The sequence below is a fragment of the Methyloceanibacter caenitepidi genome (genome assembly GCF_000828475.1).
GTDB lineage: Bacteria > Pseudomonadota > Alphaproteobacteria > Rhizobiales > Methyloligellaceae > Methyloceanibacter > Methyloceanibacter caenitepidi.
The window spans coordinates 1,858,276-1,875,909 of record NZ_AP014648.1 but is presented as its reverse complement, the minus strand read 5'-3'; the positions used below and the strand labels follow the sequence as shown (position 1 = coordinate 1,875,909).

Annotated in this window: 18 protein-coding genes; 9 read left to right on the top strand and 9 right to left on the bottom strand. The window is 63.5% G+C overall.

Annotated elements, in window-relative coordinates:
- Window positions 1-5: 5 nt before the first annotated feature.
- From GL4_RS08640 to fae, 5 genes are all read left to right on the top strand, one after another.
- Complete coding sequence (locus GL4_RS08640) at window positions 6-1,127, top strand: ATP-grasp domain-containing protein (protein ID WP_208430878.1); 1,122 nt, start codon at window positions 6-8, stop codon at window positions 1,125-1,127.
- 111 nt (window positions 1,128-1,238) lie between these two features.
- Entirely contained in the window at window positions 1,239-2,204 is a 966-nt protein-coding gene (gene mch / locus GL4_RS08635; protein ID WP_045366702.1) for a methenyltetrahydromethanopterin cyclohydrolase, read from the top strand.
- Window positions 2,205-2,221: 17 nt separating this feature from the next.
- A complete protein-coding gene (locus GL4_RS08630) occupies window positions 2,222-3,157 on the top strand; it encodes a RimK family alpha-L-glutamate ligase (protein ID WP_244462594.1) in 936 nt (311 codons plus the stop codon).
- On the top strand, window positions 3,154-4,002 hold the full coding sequence (locus tag GL4_RS08625; protein WP_342016305.1) for a triphosphoribosyl-dephospho-CoA synthase: 849 nt from the start codon (window positions 3,154-3,156) through the stop codon (window positions 4,000-4,002). The genes GL4_RS08630 and GL4_RS08625 overlap by 4 nt, the downstream gene beginning before the upstream one ends.
- Before the next feature lie 210 nt (window positions 4,003-4,212).
- Window positions 4,213-4,722: a formaldehyde-activating enzyme gene (fae, locus tag GL4_RS08620; protein WP_045366700.1), complete on the top strand. Its 510-nt coding sequence runs from the start codon at window positions 4,213-4,215 to the stop codon at window positions 4,720-4,722.
- Window positions 4,723-4,829: 107 nt separating this feature from the next.
- Here the strand turns inward: fae and GL4_RS08615 are convergent, their stop codons facing one another.
- Window positions 4,830-5,612, bottom strand: a complete 783-nt coding sequence (locus GL4_RS08615; RefSeq protein ID WP_045366698.1) for a HisA/HisF-related TIM barrel protein — start codon at window positions 5,610-5,612, stop codon at window positions 4,830-4,832.
- A gap of 98 nt (window positions 5,613-5,710) precedes the next feature.
- Between GL4_RS08615 and GL4_RS08610 the strand changes: the two genes are divergently transcribed.
- From GL4_RS08610 to GL4_RS08600, 3 genes are all read left to right on the top strand, one after another.
- A complete protein-coding gene (locus GL4_RS08610) occupies window positions 5,711-6,727 on the top strand; it encodes a hydantoinase/oxoprolinase family protein (RefSeq protein ID WP_045366696.1) in 1,017 nt (338 codons plus the stop codon).
- Window positions 6,728-6,834: 107 nt separating this feature from the next.
- Window positions 6,835-7,998, top strand: coding sequence for an acyl-CoA desaturase (locus tag GL4_RS08605; protein WP_045369807.1), 1,164 nt, complete (start codon window positions 6,835-6,837; stop codon window positions 7,996-7,998).
- A 21-nt stretch (window positions 7,999-8,019) separates the two neighbouring features.
- The gene (locus tag GL4_RS08600; protein WP_045366694.1) at window positions 8,020-8,532 is read left to right on the top strand and encodes a DUF1697 domain-containing protein; all 513 of its coding nucleotides are present in this window, start codon (window positions 8,020-8,022) and stop codon (window positions 8,530-8,532) included.
- A gap of 40 nt (window positions 8,533-8,572) precedes the next feature.
- On the opposite strand, the gene GL4_RS08595 is transcribed toward GL4_RS08600, so the two are convergent.
- On the bottom strand, window positions 8,573-9,145 hold the full coding sequence (locus GL4_RS08595; RefSeq protein ID WP_197539031.1) for an OsmC family protein: 573 nt from the start codon (window positions 9,143-9,145) through the stop codon (window positions 8,573-8,575).
- A 132-nt stretch (window positions 9,146-9,277) separates the two neighbouring features.
- Between GL4_RS08595 and GL4_RS08590 the strand changes: the two genes are divergently transcribed.
- Window positions 9,278-10,345, top strand: coding sequence for a GlxA family transcriptional regulator (locus GL4_RS08590; RefSeq protein WP_045366692.1), 1,068 nt, complete (start codon window positions 9,278-9,280; stop codon window positions 10,343-10,345).
- A gap of 4 nt (window positions 10,346-10,349) precedes the next feature.
- Here the strand turns inward: GL4_RS08590 and GL4_RS08585 are convergent, their stop codons facing one another.
- The 7 genes from GL4_RS08585 to GL4_RS08555 all read right to left on the bottom strand — a co-directional run bounded on the left by GL4_RS08585 (window position 10,350) and on the right by GL4_RS08555 (window position 17,621).
- Complete coding sequence (locus tag GL4_RS08585; protein WP_045366690.1) at window positions 10,350-10,925, bottom strand: DUF447 domain-containing protein; 576 nt, start codon at window positions 10,923-10,925, stop codon at window positions 10,350-10,352.
- A 19-nt stretch (window positions 10,926-10,944) separates the two neighbouring features.
- Window positions 10,945-12,345: a DUF6513 domain-containing protein gene (locus tag GL4_RS08580; protein ID WP_045369803.1), complete on the bottom strand. Its 1,401-nt coding sequence runs from the start codon at window positions 12,343-12,345 to the stop codon at window positions 10,945-10,947.
- A gap of 11 nt (window positions 12,346-12,356) precedes the next feature.
- Window positions 12,357-13,019, bottom strand: a complete 663-nt coding sequence (locus GL4_RS08575; protein WP_045366688.1) for an amino acid kinase family protein — start codon at window positions 13,017-13,019, stop codon at window positions 12,357-12,359.
- Window positions 13,020-13,021: 2 nt separating this feature from the next.
- Window positions 13,022-13,426, bottom strand: a complete 405-nt coding sequence (locus GL4_RS08570) for a dihydroneopterin aldolase (RefSeq protein WP_045366686.1) — start codon at window positions 13,424-13,426, stop codon at window positions 13,022-13,024.
- Window positions 13,427-13,487: 61 nt separating this feature from the next.
- Window positions 13,488-14,216 carry a (5-formylfuran-3-yl)methyl phosphate synthase gene (locus GL4_RS08565; RefSeq protein ID WP_045366684.1) on the bottom strand — a complete coding sequence of 243 codons (729 nt, stop codon included), beginning with the start codon at window positions 14,214-14,216 and terminating at the stop codon, window positions 13,488-13,490.
- 54 nt (window positions 14,217-14,270) lie between these two features.
- On the bottom strand, window positions 14,271-16,001 hold the full coding sequence (locus GL4_RS08560; RefSeq protein ID WP_045366682.1) for a tetratricopeptide repeat protein: 1,731 nt from the start codon (window positions 15,999-16,001) through the stop codon (window positions 14,271-14,273).
- Window positions 16,002-16,133: 132 nt separating this feature from the next.
- Window positions 16,134-17,621, bottom strand: a complete 1,488-nt coding sequence (locus GL4_RS08555) for an NAD(P)H-hydrate dehydratase (protein ID WP_172653325.1) — start codon at window positions 17,619-17,621, stop codon at window positions 16,134-16,136.
- Window positions 17,622-17,634 lie beyond the last annotated feature (13 nt).

Below are 17,634 nucleotides of genomic sequence, written 5' to 3'. Positions count from 1 at the left end.
TGCCGGTGCCCGCGCGCGGTTCGCTCCTCATCGTCGCGGTCTCGGGCCGCGCGTTGGCCCGAGCTGCTGCCGATGCAGGGTATGTACCGCTGGTCGCTGACTTCTTCGCCGACCTTGACACCCAGGCCCTCGCTCACCGGGCGCGCAAAGTGCCAGGCGATATCGCCCACGGCTTCCAATGGGACTCCTTAGACCGCATCCTGGACGCCCTTTGCGCGGAAGCGCCCTCCCCACCGCGCGGTTTGGTCTATGGCTCGGGATTCGAGGACCGGCCAGAGCTTCTGGCGAGAATCGCGGCGCGGTGGACGATTGTCGGCAATGACGCCGCAACCGTCTCCGAAATCAACGATCCGGGGCGTTTTTTCGCGGCGCTGGAACGGATGGCCATCCCCCATCCCGAAACACGCCTCGAGCCGCCGCCCGATCCCGAGGGTTGGGTTGCCAAGCGGCCGGGCGGCGCCGGCGGGAGCCATATCGCACCGGCCCGCGGCCGGACACCCACAACCAATGCCTATTTTCAGAGACTTGTCCCGGGGCGGCCGATCTCCGCCCTCTTCGCGGGTGACGGAACTCAGGCAGCCGTGCTCGGCTTCAGCGAACAATGGGGCGCACCGGCCCCCGGCAGGCCGTGGCGTTATGGCGGTGCAGCACAACCCGCGCGGCTCGGGGCCGAGGCCGCCAAACGCATGGGCGAGATCGTCGCAGGGGTGACCGCGGAATTCCGGCTGAAAGGTCTAAACAGCGCCGATTTCCTGCTCGATGCCGACGCGCCGATCTTGCTCGAGGTCAATCCACGGCCGGGAGCGACGCTCGACATCTTCGAACACGCATCGCTGCCGCTGATGGATGTCCATGTGAACGCTGCACTGCACAATCAACTCCCCGCTGAGGTACCGGCCTTCGAAGAAGCAGCCGCCTCGATGATCGTCTTCGCGCCCGAAGCCCTTACCATTCCCCAGCGGATGGTCTGGCCGGAGGGGGCCGCCGATCTGCCCAAACCCGGAGAACAGATCGACAAAGAGCGCCCGATATGCACTCTACTGGCGCGGGCGGAATCGGGGGATGAGGCTCGCAGCCTCGTTCAAACGCGCGCCAGAGAGCTACTGGCGGCATTGAATGTGGTCTAAAATCCATCGTACACGGATCGATTTTCCGCCCATAATGGACGTGTCGACGACTGATCGGTCCGGGACTGACATGCGCAATAAGAAGACGACCCGCCGAATACAAAGGATCCTATGACAAAACCAAGCTTGAATACTCAGGTCGCCCCACTGGTGCGCGACCTGATCGACAATGCCGATGCATTGCGCGTTGGCGTATCCAAAGGCTCTCTGGGGGAAACGCTGATCGACTGCGGCGTGAATTCGGTGGGCGGCCTCGAAGCGGGGCGCCGCCTCGCCGAAATCTGCCTCGCCGGACTCGGCGTCGTTTCGTTCGAGACGGCCTCTACCAGCGATAAATGGCCCTTCCTGATCTCAGTACACACGAGCCAGCCGGTTCTCGCCTGCCTCGGGTCGCAGTACGCAGGCTGGAGCATCTCGGGCAAGGATGCCGACGGCAAAGATTTCTACATGCTGGGGTCGGGTCCCGCCCGCGCGATGGGATCGTCGGAACCGCTTTTTAAGGAGCTCGATTATCGCGACAAGGCGGAGACCGCGGTGCTCGTGCTCGAAGCCGACAACGCGCCGCCTGCCGCGCTCGTCGAGGACGTGGCCAAAGCCTGCGGCCTGCCGCCGGAGAAGCTGACCTTCCTGTTTGCGCCGACATCGAGCCTTGCGGGCTCGGTACAAGTCGCCGGCCGCAGCTTGGAAGTCGCGCTCCACAAGGCCCACGAGCTGCACTTCCCGCTCGAGGATATCGTCGACGGCATGGCGACGGTTCCGATCCCGCCGCCCGTTCCGGGCTTCGTGGAAGCCATGGGCCGCACCAATGACGCCATTATTTATGGCGGCCGCGCGCAGCTCTACGTGAAAGGCGACGAAGCGGCGGCCAAGAAGCTCGCCAAGGAACTGCCGAGTAAGAACTCGAAGGACTACGGCAAGCCGTTCGCGGAGATTTTCGCGGCCGTCAAAGGTGACTTCTACCAGATCGATCCCATGCTCTTCAGTCCGGCGAAGGTAACGGTGACGTGCCTGTCGACCGGCAAGAGCTTTGAAGGCGGCGCCATCGATGACGCCGTCCTCAATCGGTCGTTCTCGTAAGGGACGATCGAGGGGCGATGACCCACGAGATGCCCATAACTCCGACCATCGTCCTGTTCGGCGATGGACGGGACTGGCACGGCAAGAGCCTCAAGCGCGCGTTCGAGCGGCGGGGCATCCGGCCCCTGGTCGCGCCCCTCGCCCAGTGCGGCTTTTCCACCGAGACGGCCACGGGCCTTTCGATCCCCGGGCTTGGGAACCACTGCCCGCGCGGCGCGTTCGTCCGCTTCATTCCGGGCGGCAGCTTCGAGCAGGTGACGCTCTATCTCGGGCTGCTGCACGCCTTGCGGGAGCTTGGGGTTACGGTCTGGAACGATGCCCGGGCTATCGAGCGCTGCGTCGACAAGTCCACGACCACCTTCTTTCTGCAGAAGGCCGGCCTGCCGACCCCGCGCACCTTCGCGGGCGTCGACCGCGCGACCGCGGAAGAACTCGTGTCACGCCTGGCATCGGAGGGCCACAAGGCTGTCGAGAAGCCGCTCTTCGGTGCTCAGGGCAAAGGCATCCGCTTGCTCGAAACGGCGAATGACCTGTCCCCTCCCGAAGCCGTCGATGGCGTCTACTATCTGCAGGAGTTCGTCCCGCCTGCTCAGGAACACCACCAGGATTGGCGCTTGTTCGTCTGCGGCGGGCGCGTTGTCGCCTCGATGATCCGCCACGGCGAGGACTGGATCACCAACATCAAGCTCGGCGCGCGCGCGGAAGCCGCGATCGCCAGCCAGGAGCTTGCGGATCTCGCCGTGCGGGCCGCATCCTGTGTTGGCGCGGACTACGCAGGCGTTGATATTATCCAAGGACGCGACGGACGCTTTCTCGTCCTGGAGGTCAACTCCATGCCGGCTTGGAATGGATTGCAGAAAGTCACGAGCCTCAGGCTCTCCGACACCGTGGTCGATGCGTTCCTCGCCGCGGCGTTGCCCGAAAGCATTCAGAATGCGCAAGGTGAAGCGTGAGCGCGCCGCTGACCAGCGATGCCGTTGCGACTGCCTTCCACAACGCCTGCATGGCCGAACTCGACGCCCTGAAGCCGGGGAACGTCCATCGTCACGCGGACGGCCACGGCATGGAGGTCGCCGACTTCGAGAGAAGCGCAGCCGCTGCCGCACCGGCCATCGCCGCGGCGGGGCTCAGCGTTGGACAGCGCATCGAAGCGGCGGTCGAGGCCACGCGTGCTGTGGTCAGCCACAACACCAATCTCGGCATCATTCTGCTCGCCGCCCCTCTCGCCCAGGCCGCACTTGTCTCCGCGGGAGCCGGTTTGCGACAGGCTCTCACCCTGGTCCTCACGTCGTTGACGGTTGAAGATGCCAAGGCCGCCTACCGCGCGATCCGGATGGCCGAGCCCGGTGGGCTTGGAACGGCTCGCGAGCATGACGTCACTTCAGACCCAGACATAACGCTGCTCGACGCCATGCGCGCCGCCCAGTCCCACGACCGGATCGCCTGGAACTATGCGCACGACTTCGTCGACATTTTCGATCTCGGCCTCAAATGGCGCGCGGGCGGAACCGAGCGGTGGGGCGATGTCCCCTGGGTCACGACGTATGTCTATCTCGGGTTTCTGGCTCATATCCCCGACACGCTGATCGAACGGAAATTCGGAACGCACACGGCCAGCGACGTCCTCGAAGAGGCCCGGCCCATAGAAGCGGGGCTCTCGCAGACACACATGCCGCAGGAAATGGCGGCTCCCCTGGCCGCATTCGACGCCTCGCTCAAGGAGCGCGGCCTGAATCCCGGGACATCGGCGGACCTTACGGTTGCAACGGTGTTCGCGGGCGCCCTTATCGGCGGGTAACTTCCTACAAAGAAATCGGCCCAAATCGGTCTGAACAGCGAACAATCGGCTTGCATCCTTCAGGTCCGGCCTTATGTTCACCCTCGCGGAGCCCCGAGTGGGGCTGCGAACGCTGGAGCGCATCCTGTGCTCTTCCGTTGGTTCCGCTGGCAATCCGGCGGTGCCTTTGTTTTGTTTTGATCACGTCTCACGTACTAGGGAGGGGGCCTCATGGCCAAAATCACTGGTGTATGCATCGGCGAGTCGCTCGTCGGCGATGGCAACGAAGTTGCCCATATCGATCTCATTCTCGGCCCGCGTGGCAGCGCCGCCGAGTCGGCCTTCTGCAACGCGCTGACGAACAACAAGGACGGCTTCACCACGCTGCTCGCCGTTGTTGCTCCGAACCTGCTCTGCAAGCCGGCCACGATCCTTTACAACAAGGTCACCATCAAGGACGCCCGTCAGGCTGTTCAGATGTTTGGCCCCGCTCAGTACGCGGTTGCCAAGGCCGTTGCTGACTCCGTCGCCGAGGGTGTTATCCCGGCTGACCAGGCTGACGATCTTTATGTCTGCGTTGGCGTCTTCATTCACTGGGAAGCCGCAGACGACAAGAAGATCCAGGACTTCAACTATCAGGCGACCAAGGAAGCCATCGCCCGCGCCGTCGCCGGCGAGCCGAAGGCTTCGGAAGTCACCGCCAAGAAGGACTCTGCCGCCCACCCGTTCGCCGCTGGTTGAACAGGAGAAGCTGCGGATCGGGCGACCTCCGGTGGCGAAGATGAGCCGGGCCCGATACGTCGGTGGCTCAAGAAACTTGGTTTCTAATTCGCGGGGTTGACCGCTTGTCAGACTTGAGATCGCCGTCCTCCCCAGAGGGCGGCGATTTCTTTTTGTCCGATGGCACCCGAATGCAGCGCCGTCGCTACGAGCACACCACTCGCGCCCGCATCCATGACTGTGGCCAGATCGTCCTTGGTCGCTATACCGCCGGCGATATAAACGTGCCGGTCGCCGGCGCTGGCGACGACCTTGCGCAACAGATCGAGGTCGGGGCCCGTCTCGGTCCCCACGCGGCCGAGGCTCATGAGAATGACCCGGTCAGGCCAGAGGTCAGGCTGGCTCATCAACTCTTTCGGCCCCCGCAGCCCCTGCTCGTCGAAATCGAGCGACAGGACCAGATTGCGGCCGAAACTCCCGCACATCGCCTTCCAGTCGTCGAGGCTGCCGATGGTCTCGCTACCCACGACCAAGGTCGCCCCGAGGGGCAGCCAAAAGGCGCAATCGTCCAGGTTCGAGAAACCGGCGTCGACCCAGAGGTCGGTTTCGGGAACCGCATCGGCGAGGGCCCGAACGAGCTCGAAATTGTTGCCGCGCCCCAGGATCGAGTCGAGGTCGGCGATGTACAGAACCGGCGAGAAGGTGATACCGAGAAGCGCTCTGGCGATAGCCGGCGCATCGTGCGGCGGCCCGAATGGGGTCGCAATCGGGCGGTAATCCGCGCGCTTTCCCGCCCGCGCCTGTTTGCCCGCCCGCGCATGCACCACGTCGCCGTCCTTTAGATCGAGCACCGGTACGACGGCGAAGGAGACAGTGGGCTGATTCCCGGAAATTTCGGATGTCGGCGCCATGGTAAATGTGCCTTTCGAATCTCGTAGCTATCATGCCGCGTATCGGCGTCCGGGGAAATGACGTCGTGGGTAATCACTTCGGAGGAAATGGGGTCTCAATGGCCATTCGTTTTGGGTGGGATTTGGGCGGCGTCAACGTGAAGCTGGCGCGGGTCGAGGACGGCCGGGTGGCGTCCGTCACGCAGATTCCCTGCCCCGCCCTCACCGAGCCCCGCAAATTCGATCTCGCCGTCGAGGAAGCCCTCGGGCTCGTCGGCGACAGCAATGCCAGCCACGCCGTCACCATGACCGGCGAACTCTCCGACGTCTTCGCCAGCCGCTACGAGGGCGTTGCCTATCTCGTCGGTCTGATGCGCAAGGCGGTCGGCGACGAGGTCCGCTTCTACAGTCTCGGCGGGTTTGTCGATGCACATGGCGCCGTTACCGGCTGGCAGGGCGTGGCTTCGGCAAACTGGCATGCCAGCGCCGCCCTCGCGGCGACCGTCGAAGAGAGCGGCCTTCTGGTCGATGCCGGCACGACAACGACGGACATCATTCCCTTCAAAGAAGGCCGCCCTTGCGCGGCAGGCCGAACCGACGGCGACCGCCTGACGGAAGGTGAGTTGATTTATCGCGGCGTCGTCCGCACGCCGGTGATGGCAATCGCCTCGCAAGCGCCGTTCAAGGGCCGGATGCAAGGCCTCGCGGCCGAGCGCTTCGCCACCATGGCCGACGTCTACCGGCTCACCGGTGAGTTGCCGGAGGACGCCGACCCCTTCCCGTCTGCCGACAATCGGGCCAAGGACCTGGAAGAAAGCGCGGCGCGTCTGGCCCGGATGCTGGGGCGCGACGCCGAGGACGCGGACATCGTGGCCTGGAGGGCCCTGGCCCATTTCCTGGCCCGGCGCCTCCTGGACCAGGTCGAGGCCGACGCCCGTGCGGTGATCGAGCGCGACGATCTCAGCCTCGAGGCCCCCATCGTCGGGGCCGGTTGCGGGCGCTTTTTGGCGGTCGCCCTCGCCGGCCGGCTGGGCCGTCCCTATCGGGATTTCGCCGACTTGACCCCGTGCGCCGAGGAGGCCCAAGAGATGGTCTCCCGTTGCGCGCCGGCCGTCGCCGTGGCACAGCTTGCTTGAGGGCGAGACATTTCCCACATTGAGATAGCGCAAGGCTTTGATTCTCGAAGTTTCCGATACCGTTTCGCGCTGTTAGTGAATTGAACTGCAAAGGATTTATGACGAATATGGCAAGTGAGACGCAGCCCGTCGACGTGCATGACGATATCGTCTACCCGTCGGCGATTCCCTTTTTATTGGTACATCTTGCCTGTTTCGGCGCCATTTGGTCCGGCGTGACCTGGGAGGCCGCCATTCTCGGCATCTCCCTGTACTGGATCCGCATCTTCGCCATTGGCGCGGGCTATCACCGCCTCTTCTCTCACCGGGCGTATTCCACGAGCCGGGCCTTTCAGTTCGTCCTGGCAGTTCTGTGTCAAAGCACCGCACAGAAGAGCGTCCTCTGGTGGGCCGCCAAGCATCGGCATCACCATCTGCATTCGGACACCGAACTCGACACTCATTCCCCGCGTCAGCACGGCTTCATTTACAGCCATCTCGGCTGGATCTTCGCCCGGCAGCATGACGATTTCGACGCGGAGAAGGTCGCCGACCTCATGCGCTATCCGGAACTTCGCTGGCTCGACAAGTACCCGCTGGTTCCGGCCGTCGCTTTGGCCGTGATCTGCTTCCTGATCGCCGGCTGGCCGGGGCTGTTCGTCGGCTTCTTCTGGAGCACGGTGGCCGTCTATCACGGCACGTTCTGCATCAACTCGCTGGCCCACGTGCACGGTAAGAAGCGCTACGTGACCGGCGACGACTCCCGCAACAACTGGCTCCTGGCCATCTTCACCATGGGCGAAGGCTGGCACAACAATCACCACGCGTTCCAAAGCAGCGTGCGGCAGGGCTTCCGCTGGTACGAATGGGATCCGACCTATTACATCCTCAAGGCTTTGTCCTGGGTGGGGATCGTCTGGGATCTGCGCATGCCGCCGAAGAAGGTCGTCCGCAACGAGCATGGCCTAGGCGTCGGCGTCATCAACCGTGCGGCCGAACAGCTCGCCGGTCATTTCAATTCCGCCCGCATCGCGAGCACCATTTCCAACACGCTGAACGGCGTGGAGCTTGACGCGCTGCGCGACGCCCTGGCGCGCGCGCAGGGCCGCACCCATGACGCTCTGGCGCATGTACACGTGCCGCAGTTGCCGACCCGCGAAGAGCTCATGGCCAAGGCCAACAAGATATTCGCGCGCACCCAGTCGCTCGAGGAAATTGTCGACCGCGCCTATCACCTGTTGCTGTCGTCGGTGAATTCCTACCTCACCGAACCGGCCAAGGCACGCGCCTAGCGCTCAGCGAGGGCGGCGACCATGACAGCGTTCGCCGCCCTGCTCCGTGCCGTCAATGTCGGTGGCACCGGCAAGCTGGCGATGCGCGATCTCTTAACGCTATGCGAACGCGCCGGCTTTTCCTCCCCACGCACCTATATCGCGTCCGGCAACGTCGTCTTCTCTAGCGACGCCACGGAGCCTGACGTAAAGGCCAAGCTCGAAGAGGCGCTTGAGGCCTATGCGGGGAAGCCCGTCGCCGTGTTCGTGCGGACCGTGTACGAGCTTTCGGCGATTCTGGCGGGCAACCCCTTCCGCGATGCATCACCGAACAAAGTCATGGTGCTCTTTCTCGATGGCGCACCCGGTGCTCGCGATATTGATGCTGTCTCCGGTCAGAAGAACGAGACCCTTCACCTTGGGAAACGCGAGATTTACATCCACTATCCGGACGGCATGGGGCGGTCGAAACTCAAGGTCCCCGCAGCTGCTCACGGCACGGCCCGCAACATAAACACAGTGGCGAAACTCGCCTCGATGGCCGACGAAATCTGAGGCGCGGTCCGCATGCATCGGCGCGGACCGCGCCTGACCGTCACTCGTCCTTTACTCTCTCAATTACGACCGGCACGGGCCGGCAAACCGTATTGCAAACGGGCGAATGCGCCTGCGCGCAGGCCATGAGTTCTTCGAGCTCCTCCTCGGAACAGTCCGCATTTATATGCAGGCGAATGCGGATCTCCCGGTAGCCGGGCGCCACGTCGGGATCGAGCCCCAGAAGACCCTGCAGGTCGATATCGCCTTCCAGCTCCGTGGAGAGCTCGCGAATGGCAATGCCCCGCATTGTCGCGTGAAGGACAAGCGTGGTCGTCACGCACCCTGCCAAGCCGTGCAGCAGGAACTCCACGGGGTTGGCGCCTTCATTGTTGCCGAGCAGCACAGGCGGCTCCCCGTTCACAAACTCAAAGTCCGCGGTCCGGGATGTGTCCTCGCGCCCCGCACCGTAAAAATCCTTGATGGTGGAGCGGTTTTCACCGCCAGACACCCATTTGTTGCGCGCCCGGAACTGGAACTTGGCCAAGCTCGAGTCAGCCTTCAGGGCCTCGATCGTGGCTTGGGCGGCGTTCACATCCAGTCCGTTCATCGTGATCGTTTCGTGCATCGTCATGATCTCTTCCTCCTGTCGTCTTGCGCGGGGCCAGCCATTGACCCTGCGTGTAAGACAGAAGGTAAAGACGCCAAACGGCTCCACTCAGATCGGTTTTTGTCAAAAGGGGTCCATTTGTGCCAACATCTCGGCATGAACGAGCAAAAAGAGCCCCTTCAGGCGCTCATCGTTGCCGTGCCGGAGACCGCAGGCTCCGCGCTCTACGGGATGGTCGATGTCCTGGCGGCCGCCGGAAATCTCTGGCAGCAATTGGCCGGCGGCGAGCAGACACATCCCATCCGTCCCCGAATTGTGTCCATCACCCGAACACCGTTCTCATGCGGCAACCGTGTCCCGGTCACGCCCGACCTGTCGCTCGACGACGATCCTGCGGCAGACATTGTCATACTGCCGGAACTCTGGCTTGCGCCTGACGACGATTTCAAGAACCGATATCCGGAGCTCTTCGAATGGATCCGGAAGCGCTACCGCGCAGGCAGTGCGATCTACTCCGCCTGCTCCGGATCGATCATGCTTGCCGCCACGGGCCTGCTCGACGCGAAAGAGGCTACGTCGCATTGGGGCTACGAGGACCTGTTCCGCACGCACTATCCCAAGGTCAAGTTTCGTCCCGAGCCGAATCTCTGCTTCGCCGACGCATCGGGCCGAATCGTAACGGCCGGCGGGACGACCTCGTGGCACGACTTGGCAATCCACATCATCGCGCGCCATTGTAGTCCCGGCGAAGCCTTGCGGATCGCCAAGGTCTACCTGCTCAAATGGCATGGCGAGGGCCAACTCCCCTACGCGTCGTTGGTTCGCCAACAGTCCCATGCGGACTCAGTCGTCCGCAAGTGCGAGGACTGGCTCGCGGCGCATTACAAAGATCGGAACGCCGTCGCGAAGGTCGTCGCCTTCGCCGAGATTCCTGAGCGCAGTCTGAAGCGTCGGTTCAAGATCGCCACGGGCACAACCCTCATCGGTCATGTCCAGAACCTGCGTGTCGAAGAGGCCAAACGCCACCTCGAGACGGACTCTGCCGCGTTCGAGCAAATTGCCGCTGAGTTGGGGTATGAGAACCTCGCCTTCTTTCGCCGGCTCTTCAAGCGATCGACAGGTCTCACGCCGGGCGCTTACCGGCGCATGTTCCGGCCGTTTGCGGATGTTGCCCGCGCTACGGAAGCAGCAGACGTCGCGCTGCCGGATTCGGCCAGCGCGTAATTGCTCAATCAGAAGTCGCGCTACGCTTGTAGAAGTCCTCGATCTTCTCGACGAGGATGCGCCAAGCTTCGTGCTCACGGGGCCCTGCGGTCTTCTCGACGGCGATCTGGTGATAGGCCAGTTCCGTCTCGATCTTCTCGCGAGGCAGCATCTTGAGGCGGGTGGCCAGGATTGCCGTTTCGATCACCGCCGCCTGGGCCCGGTTGAACCCCTTGAACGGGGCATGATTGCCTTCATACACAATACGGCAATGGAAGCGCGGGCGCAGGTCGTCCTCCTCCACGCGCTCGACCGCGAGCTCGAGATGAGCCAGCGCGTTCTCCAGGAATGCACCCGGAATGTGCCGGGCCGGCCTTGTCGGCCAGTCCTTGTTGCCGGTGAGGCAGCCAGCAAAGACCAAGACATCGTCGGTGAAGCTCGCGACCGCGAACGGGGTCGCCCTGAGATTGTCGAGGGTCGTCGACGGGTGGAACGGTGCAATGACCCAACCGTCGCCATCTTCGATAAGCCCCAGCGGGGCGATATGGAGTTTTCCTTCGTCGCTCACCGTCGTGACGATGCATTCGCGGATCATGGGCATGCCGGCACCTCGAGCGACATTAAGACTCCTCCCGTTTCTTCTTGATGGCAAGCGTGTGGCCCGCCTCCTTGAGGCGCGTCCTGTCCTCACTGGGTTTGTCCGCGGCCACGCCCCAATCGAGCGGCTCGTCCTGGGCATAGCGCTTGCCGAGACGCCAGGCGATCTCCGCCTTGGCCAGCTCGGCCGCCAGATAGAAGGCGTGCCCTGCGTCGCCTTCGAGGTCCAGTCTGGGAAAGAACTCGAAGATGTCCTCGGCTACGTGGTGACCGTCGCGGTTGTAAATGTGCACGCCATCCTCGGCGACATCGATGCGGAAGTTCTTGTCCCGCACGGCGGCGGCGTTCTCGGCGATCTCCTCGGGCGTCAACGGAAACGGACGCTTCGCGTGCAGCCCCAACAGCTCGTCCGTATAGCCCTTCGGCAACTCGCCGTCGGCGCCCGACGCGAACATCAAGCGCCTTGCCGCGTCGTGCTCCTCATAGGTTCTGCGCGTATGGGGGCTCACCTGCACCACAAGCACGTTCTTTATGTTCAGCTCCGATGCGATCCCGATCAGGGTCGCAGTGATACCCGTCGTATCGGCTTCAGTCAGTTCGGTGAGATTGCCGGTGCCTAGCAGGATGTCCACGTCGGGCCGCTCCCGGCGCAATTGCGCATAGCGCTCCAGCGAGGTCATGAAGCCGAAATTGATCGGGTCGAGTACCGGATCGGCCAGGTAAGGCAGCCCCTTCTCGTCCAGCACCGCCATGGCCCGGCGCAGCGAGTCCATATCTCCGTGGGTGGCGGGGATCAGGACGGGTACGGAGGACACCTCGTCGGCGATGTGCAGCCGCGTCTCATCGAGACTGAGCAGGTAGTCGGCCCCTGCCCGTCCGCCACGCAGGAGCTCTTCGGGATCGGCCGAGTCGACGCTGACCTTGTAGCCATATTCCTTGAGGGCCTTCACCGTGTCTTCGAGATGCGGAAACGGCGTATCCGGCAGACAGCCGAGGTCGATCACGTCGGCACCGCGATGACTGTAGTCTTCGGCACTGGCGAGGATATCCTCGACGCTCATCGCCGTGGCGTCGATGATCTCGGCGAAGATGTTGATGTCGTATTTCGACATGTCGGAGGCCCGGCGCGCCCGGCCGAAAAAGACCGGGATGTCCTTCACCTCGTCAGGTCCGCGCTCGACAGGCACGCCGTAGTGAGCCGAGAGCTTGTCCAAGTCGCCGCGGCAACGGCCGGGCAACAGGATCTTGTCGGCGCCGCGCGCATCTTCCAGCCGCCGCATGATGATGTCTTCGGTCATGAGCGCCGCGACCTTGACGCCGATGTCCTCGACGCGCCACTCGAATTCCGGCTTCATGCCTTCGAGAACCGCCTTCAAGCGCGGTTCCGCCAGGTGTCCGGTCAGAAACAGGATTTTCTCGGCCATGCCCGGCACGCTCACGCGGTGACCGGCATTGGCGCCGGGCTCTCACCCGCAAGAAAGGCGGCGAGATCGCTCTCATCGCCTTGTCCGAACATCGCAGCGGAGACGCCGGTCTCTCGAAGCATGGCCGGAAAGGCCTCGTCGACAATACCGTCATGACGCAGCGAATCCGCGCTTAGCGGCCGATGCGCAATCGACCCTGATTTTACGACGCAGCAGGATTGAGCACCGAGTTTACCTGCGAGCCACAACGCAAGGCTGTCGGAGGTCAACCGCCAGGTCGCTTCGACATCCGTCCGGTCCGCGAGATAAACCGACGGCGCCCAAACGGAGACGAGGCCCCGCCGATGGATTTTGCGGAGATCTTCGATTGTCGAGCCGACTTCGTAGCCCGGCGTCATACCGGCGATGGCCCAGGCGAGCTGATCCATAGCCAACAGCGCCATGCGATGGGCCGTCGCGTCGCCGAAACCCAATTGGCGCTGACAATGCCGCACTTCGTCGGCGAGCGCGCCTCCGCCCGGAACGACCACGATCGGACGCTGCACATCCGCGATCACTTCGAGCCAGCCAGCAAGTGTACCGCCACGCACGATACTGCCGCCGAGCTTCACCACGGCGGGCTGGAAGTCGTCCGGTTCAAGAGCCGGCGCGGAGGCCTGCAATGCTGCGCGCATGTCTAGGCCTCCTGCTTACTCCGGACGATCTGAACGCCCACCGAGCCCGGGTCCTTGTCGAGTTTCTCGATCATCACTTCGACGCGCTCCGCGCGCGGATGAGAGATGCAATGCTGCGCGACGTCCTCGGCGAGTGTCTCGACGAGATTGATGTGACCGCGAGAGATGATCGCCTTGATGCCGTTGATGACATAGTCGTAGTCCAGGGTCCGGTCGATATCGTCTTCAAGGGCCGTGGGATCCGACTTAATGTCGATGTCGACCGAAAAGCGAACGCGCTGGGTGACACCCCTCTCATTGTGGTGAACGCCGATTTCCACTTCGAGCACATAATCGTGCACGAAAATGCGGTCCAAGGGCTCACCAGTGGCGCTCGCCGTACTCACATGTCCCAGTCTTCGTTCCATTCCGCGCTCCGGTCTCCTCCTCGCCTCTGCCCGGCTCTCTCGGCCGAACTGAGTTGATGCTCTACCACACCGCGGAGGTTGCGTGCGCCTCGAAACGGGCTTCCGTGGCCGTTCCCCCGGCGGCCACGAGCCGGCCGATCTCGGCGCAAGCGTTGGGATCGAGGTTAGACCCACGCGCACTCTGCTCACACAGCGCCCCTCGAAAGCCGATTACGTCAGGCCTAAGCCCAAGCAGCGGCTGCACATGGTGGGGGCGGAGCGAGCCGGCGAGACCAACCTGCAGTCCTGCGTGGTGCGCCCTGTCTACGAAGCGCCCGATCTCGCCCAACGTCATATGGTCGGTTAGCGATCCTCGTTCCTTTCCGGCAGTGTCCAGCATTACACCGTTTGCACCGCTTGCCCTCGCTGCTTCGACCGGATCGATGTCCGTTGGCATATCGCCGAAGAAAACCAGGACCAGATCCGCAGGCGTCCCCAGGCTCCCAAGAACCTCGAAACAGCCCCACGGATCGCCACCTACCAAAATCCCGAGTTTGACGGTATCCACGCCAAGCTCGGCCGTGGCCGCAACGGCATCCGTGACGACCGCTGGGTTCATGGGCAGATCGCCGACGGTCGCGCTGACAGGCTTGCGCCCGCCAATCGTTCTCAGGCACGCGCGGACTACGCTTGGCGCGACGGCGCCGAGCGCCCCTTCGTCGGGCTCCTTGAGGTCTACGATGTCGGCACCCGCGGCGAGGACACATTCGGCCTCCGCCGCGTTCCGGACGCTGGCAAGAAAGTGAGTCATCCCTGACGTGTTATCCCGGAAAGCGCCGCTCTGCCAGCCACGTATGCCGGCCCATTAGCGGAACAACCAGTCGAGCGGGCTCCCGCCTTGTCCACCTCTGCGGCGCGCACGCTGGCGAGGCTGCTGACGCTGGGGTTGCTGCTGCGCAAACCCAAAGAAGCCACCGCCGTCGTCGCGCCGGCGCCGCGCCACCGGCGCACTCCGGGTCCGTTCCGGCCGCAACGCCACTTCGCTGACATTTCCGTCCGGGTCCGTGACCGAAAGCGAAGCTGTCTGCCATGTCCAAGTCGCCGCTTTGTCGCCCCAGCGCTCGGGCTCGATCGCCAGGACCTCCTGCTTCCTCGTGTCGATGACGGCGACATACTCAAAGCTGCCATCGCCGGTCGGCGTCCCCGCGTCGTATCGCAGAAGCCCTATGTTCGACTGGGCGCCCTTGAGTTTATCCCATGCCAGGAGCTTCGGCTTTCCTGCACCGAACATCTCCATGGGGACTGTGACGCCGCGATAGTCGGCGTTCGTCGCCACGTAACGCCCCGGAGACTTCTCGGTGATGATCCAGCCGGCGACGGGCTCGCCCAAGGGCTTCCTGGTGTCGGGGGGAACCGGCGCCTTAAGCCGTTCCAGAGCGGCCCGCGCCTCTTCGTCAAACGGATCCAACGACGCTGCCTTCTGATAGTCGGCGACCGCATTCTCGGTTCGGTTCTGCTCGCGGAAGATGTCGCCTCTTATGCGAAGCGCCCGCGGGTCGTCGGGCTCCAGGATGAGCGCGATGTTGACGTCGATATACCCTTCGTCCGCCTTCCGGTCATAGAGCTTGGTCTCGCCGCGCAGGGCATAGGCTTTGGCGTTCTTCGGCTCCAATTCGAGGACTTTCGTAAAGTCCTCGATGGCCGCATCGTAGCGCTTGTTCTTGGCGAGTAGCTCGCCGCGTTCCATGAAGGCATCGACCTTTTCCGGCTCGAGGTCGAGAACGCGATCGAAATCGGCAATGCCCTCGCGGAAGCTGTTCTCTGCCGCATATGCGCGCGCCCTCAGCATGAAGAGCTTGGCCTTGTCTTGCTCGGGCTCGAGATCGAGAGCCTCCGTCGCATCCTCGGCGGCGTCGGCATAATTACCCAGCTCGAAATTGACCGCTGCACGATTGCGGTAAGCCGCCGCGAGTTTGGGATCGATCTTGATCGACCGGTCAAGGTCGCGCAGCGCGGCGTGGTACCGGTCCCGCTCCATGTGAGCGCGCCCCCGCCCGTTATAGGGCGCAGCTGTGCGGGACAGGAGTGCCGTGGCCTTGCGGAAGGACTGGAAGGCGGCGTCGTAGTTTTGCAGAGCGGCATAGGCGTTGCCGCGGTTGTTGTAGGCTGCCCCGTAGTTGGGATCCAAGACTATCGCGCGATCGAAGTCTTTGATGGCCTCTTCCGGATGGCCGAGATCCATCAGCGCGTTACCGCGGTTGTTGTAGACGATGGCATTGTCTGGCGCGAGCTGGATGGATTCGTTGAAATCGTCGATCGCTTCTTTCGTCTGCTTCATCCGCCATTTGGCGACACCGCGGTCGCTGTAGATGCTGGCGAGGACGAATTTGGAAACGTCGGGCGTACCGACGGCTTCGTCGTACAGCGCTACGGCTCGATCGTACTGTCCGCGGAGCATGGCTGCCGCGCCCTCGCGCGCGCGCAACAGTACTTGATCAGCAGCGTCGGCCATCCCTGCCGCAGCCGCGACGAAGGCGGCGCCGAGGACAAGTGTCTTTATGTGCAGACGGCTCTTTGAGGGGCGATTGCGGCCCATGATCGCGAGCGATCCTTCGCTTAGGCGGTTCCCAGAACCCTGACGGCACAACGCGATGCGGTGCCGCGTCTAGATGTCCCTCATAACGGACGAGTATGTCAACAAACGGTCGCGAAAACCGCGCCGTGCCCCCTAACCGCAATTCCCATATTCTTCAAGGTCCTCAAGGACTTCCGGGATCAGCTCGGGAAGATCCTCCGCGATCAGACCGGGCCCGAAGAGTTTCGCCGCCTGACCGTGCATCCAAACGGCGATACAGCCGGCATCGAACCCGCCAAGGCCCTGCGCCAGCATAGCGAGCACCATCCCCGCCATCGCATCGCCCGAGCCTGCCGTTGCGAGCCACGGCGTGCCGTTCGTATCGATGGCGGCGCGCCCATCGGGGGCTGCAATCACCGTGTCGGGACCTTTCAGGATCACGGTGGCGCCGGAGCGCGATGCGGCAGTCCGTGTCCGGTCGACTTTCGAGGCTTCCGGTATATCGCCAAAGAGCCGCGCGAACTCGCCCGCGTGCGGCGTCATCACGACCGGGGCTTTTCGGCCCCGAGTGGCATCGAACAGCTCTTCAGGCTTTTCCGCGAATGAGGTGAGCGCATCGGCATCCAGCACCACAGCCGGTTCGGCCCTCAGGGCCGTCAACACCATCTGCCGCGTTTCCTCGCCAACGCCGTGGGCGGGCCCTATCAGGAAAGCGTTCTTGCGGGCGTCGGAGAGAAGTGCCTCGAGCCCTTGAGGACCGTCCGCCTCCCGAAGCATTACCGCTGTCAATTGCGCTGCGTTCACGGCCAGCGCATTGCGGGGCGATGCGACCGTCACGAGCCCTGCCCCGGCCCGCAAGGCGCTGCGCGCGGCCAGCCGGGCCGCTCCCGTCGCATCGGCAGGCCCTGAAGCCACAACGGCATGGCCCCGCAGATATTTGTGGCCCAGAACCGTCGGCCACGGATAGCGGTCGAGCCACAAGCCCGGCTCATTGGCATAGAGCGTCGGTTTCACCGTCTCGAGCACCTCGTCCGGGATTCCGATATCCGCGAGGTGGAGTTCGCCACAATGCAGATGGCCGGGCATCAGGAAATGCCCTGGCTTGAACCGGAAGAAGGTGACCGAACTCAGTGCACGGATCGCCGTGCCCAGGATCATGCCGGTGGTGCCGTCGATGCCGCTCGGCACGTCGATGGCGATGATCGGAATCCCGCTCGCGTTCGCCGCATCGATCAGGACGGCGAACTTGCCATCGATGGGCCGCGCGAGACCCGCGCCAAACAAGCCATCGACGATGACATCCGCCTTTTCGAACAAGACGGGATCGAGAGGGTGAATGGCGCCCGTGCAGCGCGCCGCCATGGCGGCTGCGTCTTCCGGCAGCTTGCTCGGATCGCCATCGAAGCCGAGGCGAACGAAATAACCGCGCTCCAAAAGCTGGCGCGCCGCGACAAAGCCATCGCCCCCGTTGTTACCTGGGCCGCAAAGTATCGCGACTGTCGAGGCGTCTGGAAACCGGCGCGAGACCTCGTCGGCGACACTTCGGCCAGCGTTCTCCATGAGGACAGCGCCAGCAACCCCGCCTTCTATAGCCAGTTTGTCGGCGTGGCCCATTTCTTTCGCGGTTAACAGTTCCAGCATCGTCCTGCCTACG

What these genes read in the sequence shown, in the direction of transcription:
- mch (WP_045366702.1), top strand. Translation starts at nt 1,239, where the DNA reads ATGACAAAACCAAGCTTGAATACTCAGGTCGCCCCACTGGTGCGCGAC.
- GL4_RS08630 (WP_244462594.1), top strand. Translation starts at nt 2,222, where the DNA reads ATGACCCACGAGATGCCCATAACTCCGACCATCGTCCTGTTCGGCGAT.
- fae (WP_045366700.1), top strand. Translation starts at nt 4,213, where the DNA reads ATGGCCAAAATCACTGGTGTATGCATCGGCGAGTCGCTCGTCGGCGAT.
- GL4_RS08615 (WP_045366698.1), bottom strand. Translation starts at nt 5,612, where the DNA reads ATGGCGCCGACATCCGAAATTTCCGGGAATCAGCCCACTGTCTCCTTC.
- GL4_RS08610 (WP_045366696.1), top strand. Translation starts at nt 5,711, where the DNA reads ATGGCCATTCGTTTTGGGTGGGATTTGGGCGGCGTCAACGTGAAGCTG.
- GL4_RS08605 (WP_045369807.1), top strand. Translation starts at nt 6,835, where the DNA reads ATGGCAAGTGAGACGCAGCCCGTCGACGTGCATGACGATATCGTCTAC.
- GL4_RS08600 (WP_045366694.1), top strand. Translation starts at nt 8,020, where the DNA reads ATGACAGCGTTCGCCGCCCTGCTCCGTGCCGTCAATGTCGGTGGCACC.
- GL4_RS08595 (WP_197539031.1), bottom strand. Translation starts at nt 9,145, where the DNA reads ATGACGATGCACGAAACGATCACGATGAACGGACTGGATGTGAACGCC.
- GL4_RS08590 (WP_045366692.1), top strand. Translation starts at nt 9,278, where the DNA reads ATGAACGAGCAAAAAGAGCCCCTTCAGGCGCTCATCGTTGCCGTGCCG.
- GL4_RS08585 (WP_045366690.1), bottom strand. Translation starts at nt 10,925, where the DNA reads ATGCCCATGATCCGCGAATGCATCGTCACGACGGTGAGCGACGAAGGA.
- GL4_RS08580 (WP_045369803.1), bottom strand. Translation starts at nt 12,345, where the DNA reads ATGGCCGAGAAAATCCTGTTTCTGACCGGACACCTGGCGGAACCGCGC.
- GL4_RS08575 (WP_045366688.1), bottom strand. Translation starts at nt 13,019, where the DNA reads ATGCGCGCAGCATTGCAGGCCTCCGCGCCGGCTCTTGAACCGGACGAC.
- GL4_RS08570 (WP_045366686.1), bottom strand. Translation starts at nt 13,426, where the DNA reads ATGGAACGAAGACTGGGACATGTGAGTACGGCGAGCGCCACTGGTGAG.
- GL4_RS08565 (WP_045366684.1), bottom strand. Translation starts at nt 14,216, where the DNA reads ATGACTCACTTTCTTGCCAGCGTCCGGAACGCGGCGGAGGCCGAATGT.
- GL4_RS08560 (WP_045366682.1), bottom strand. Translation starts at nt 16,001, where the DNA reads ATGGGCCGCAATCGCCCCTCAAAGAGCCGTCTGCACATAAAGACACTT.
- GL4_RS08555 (WP_172653325.1), bottom strand. Translation starts at nt 17,621, where the DNA reads ATGCTGGAACTGTTAACCGCGAAAGAAATGGGCCACGCCGACAAACTG.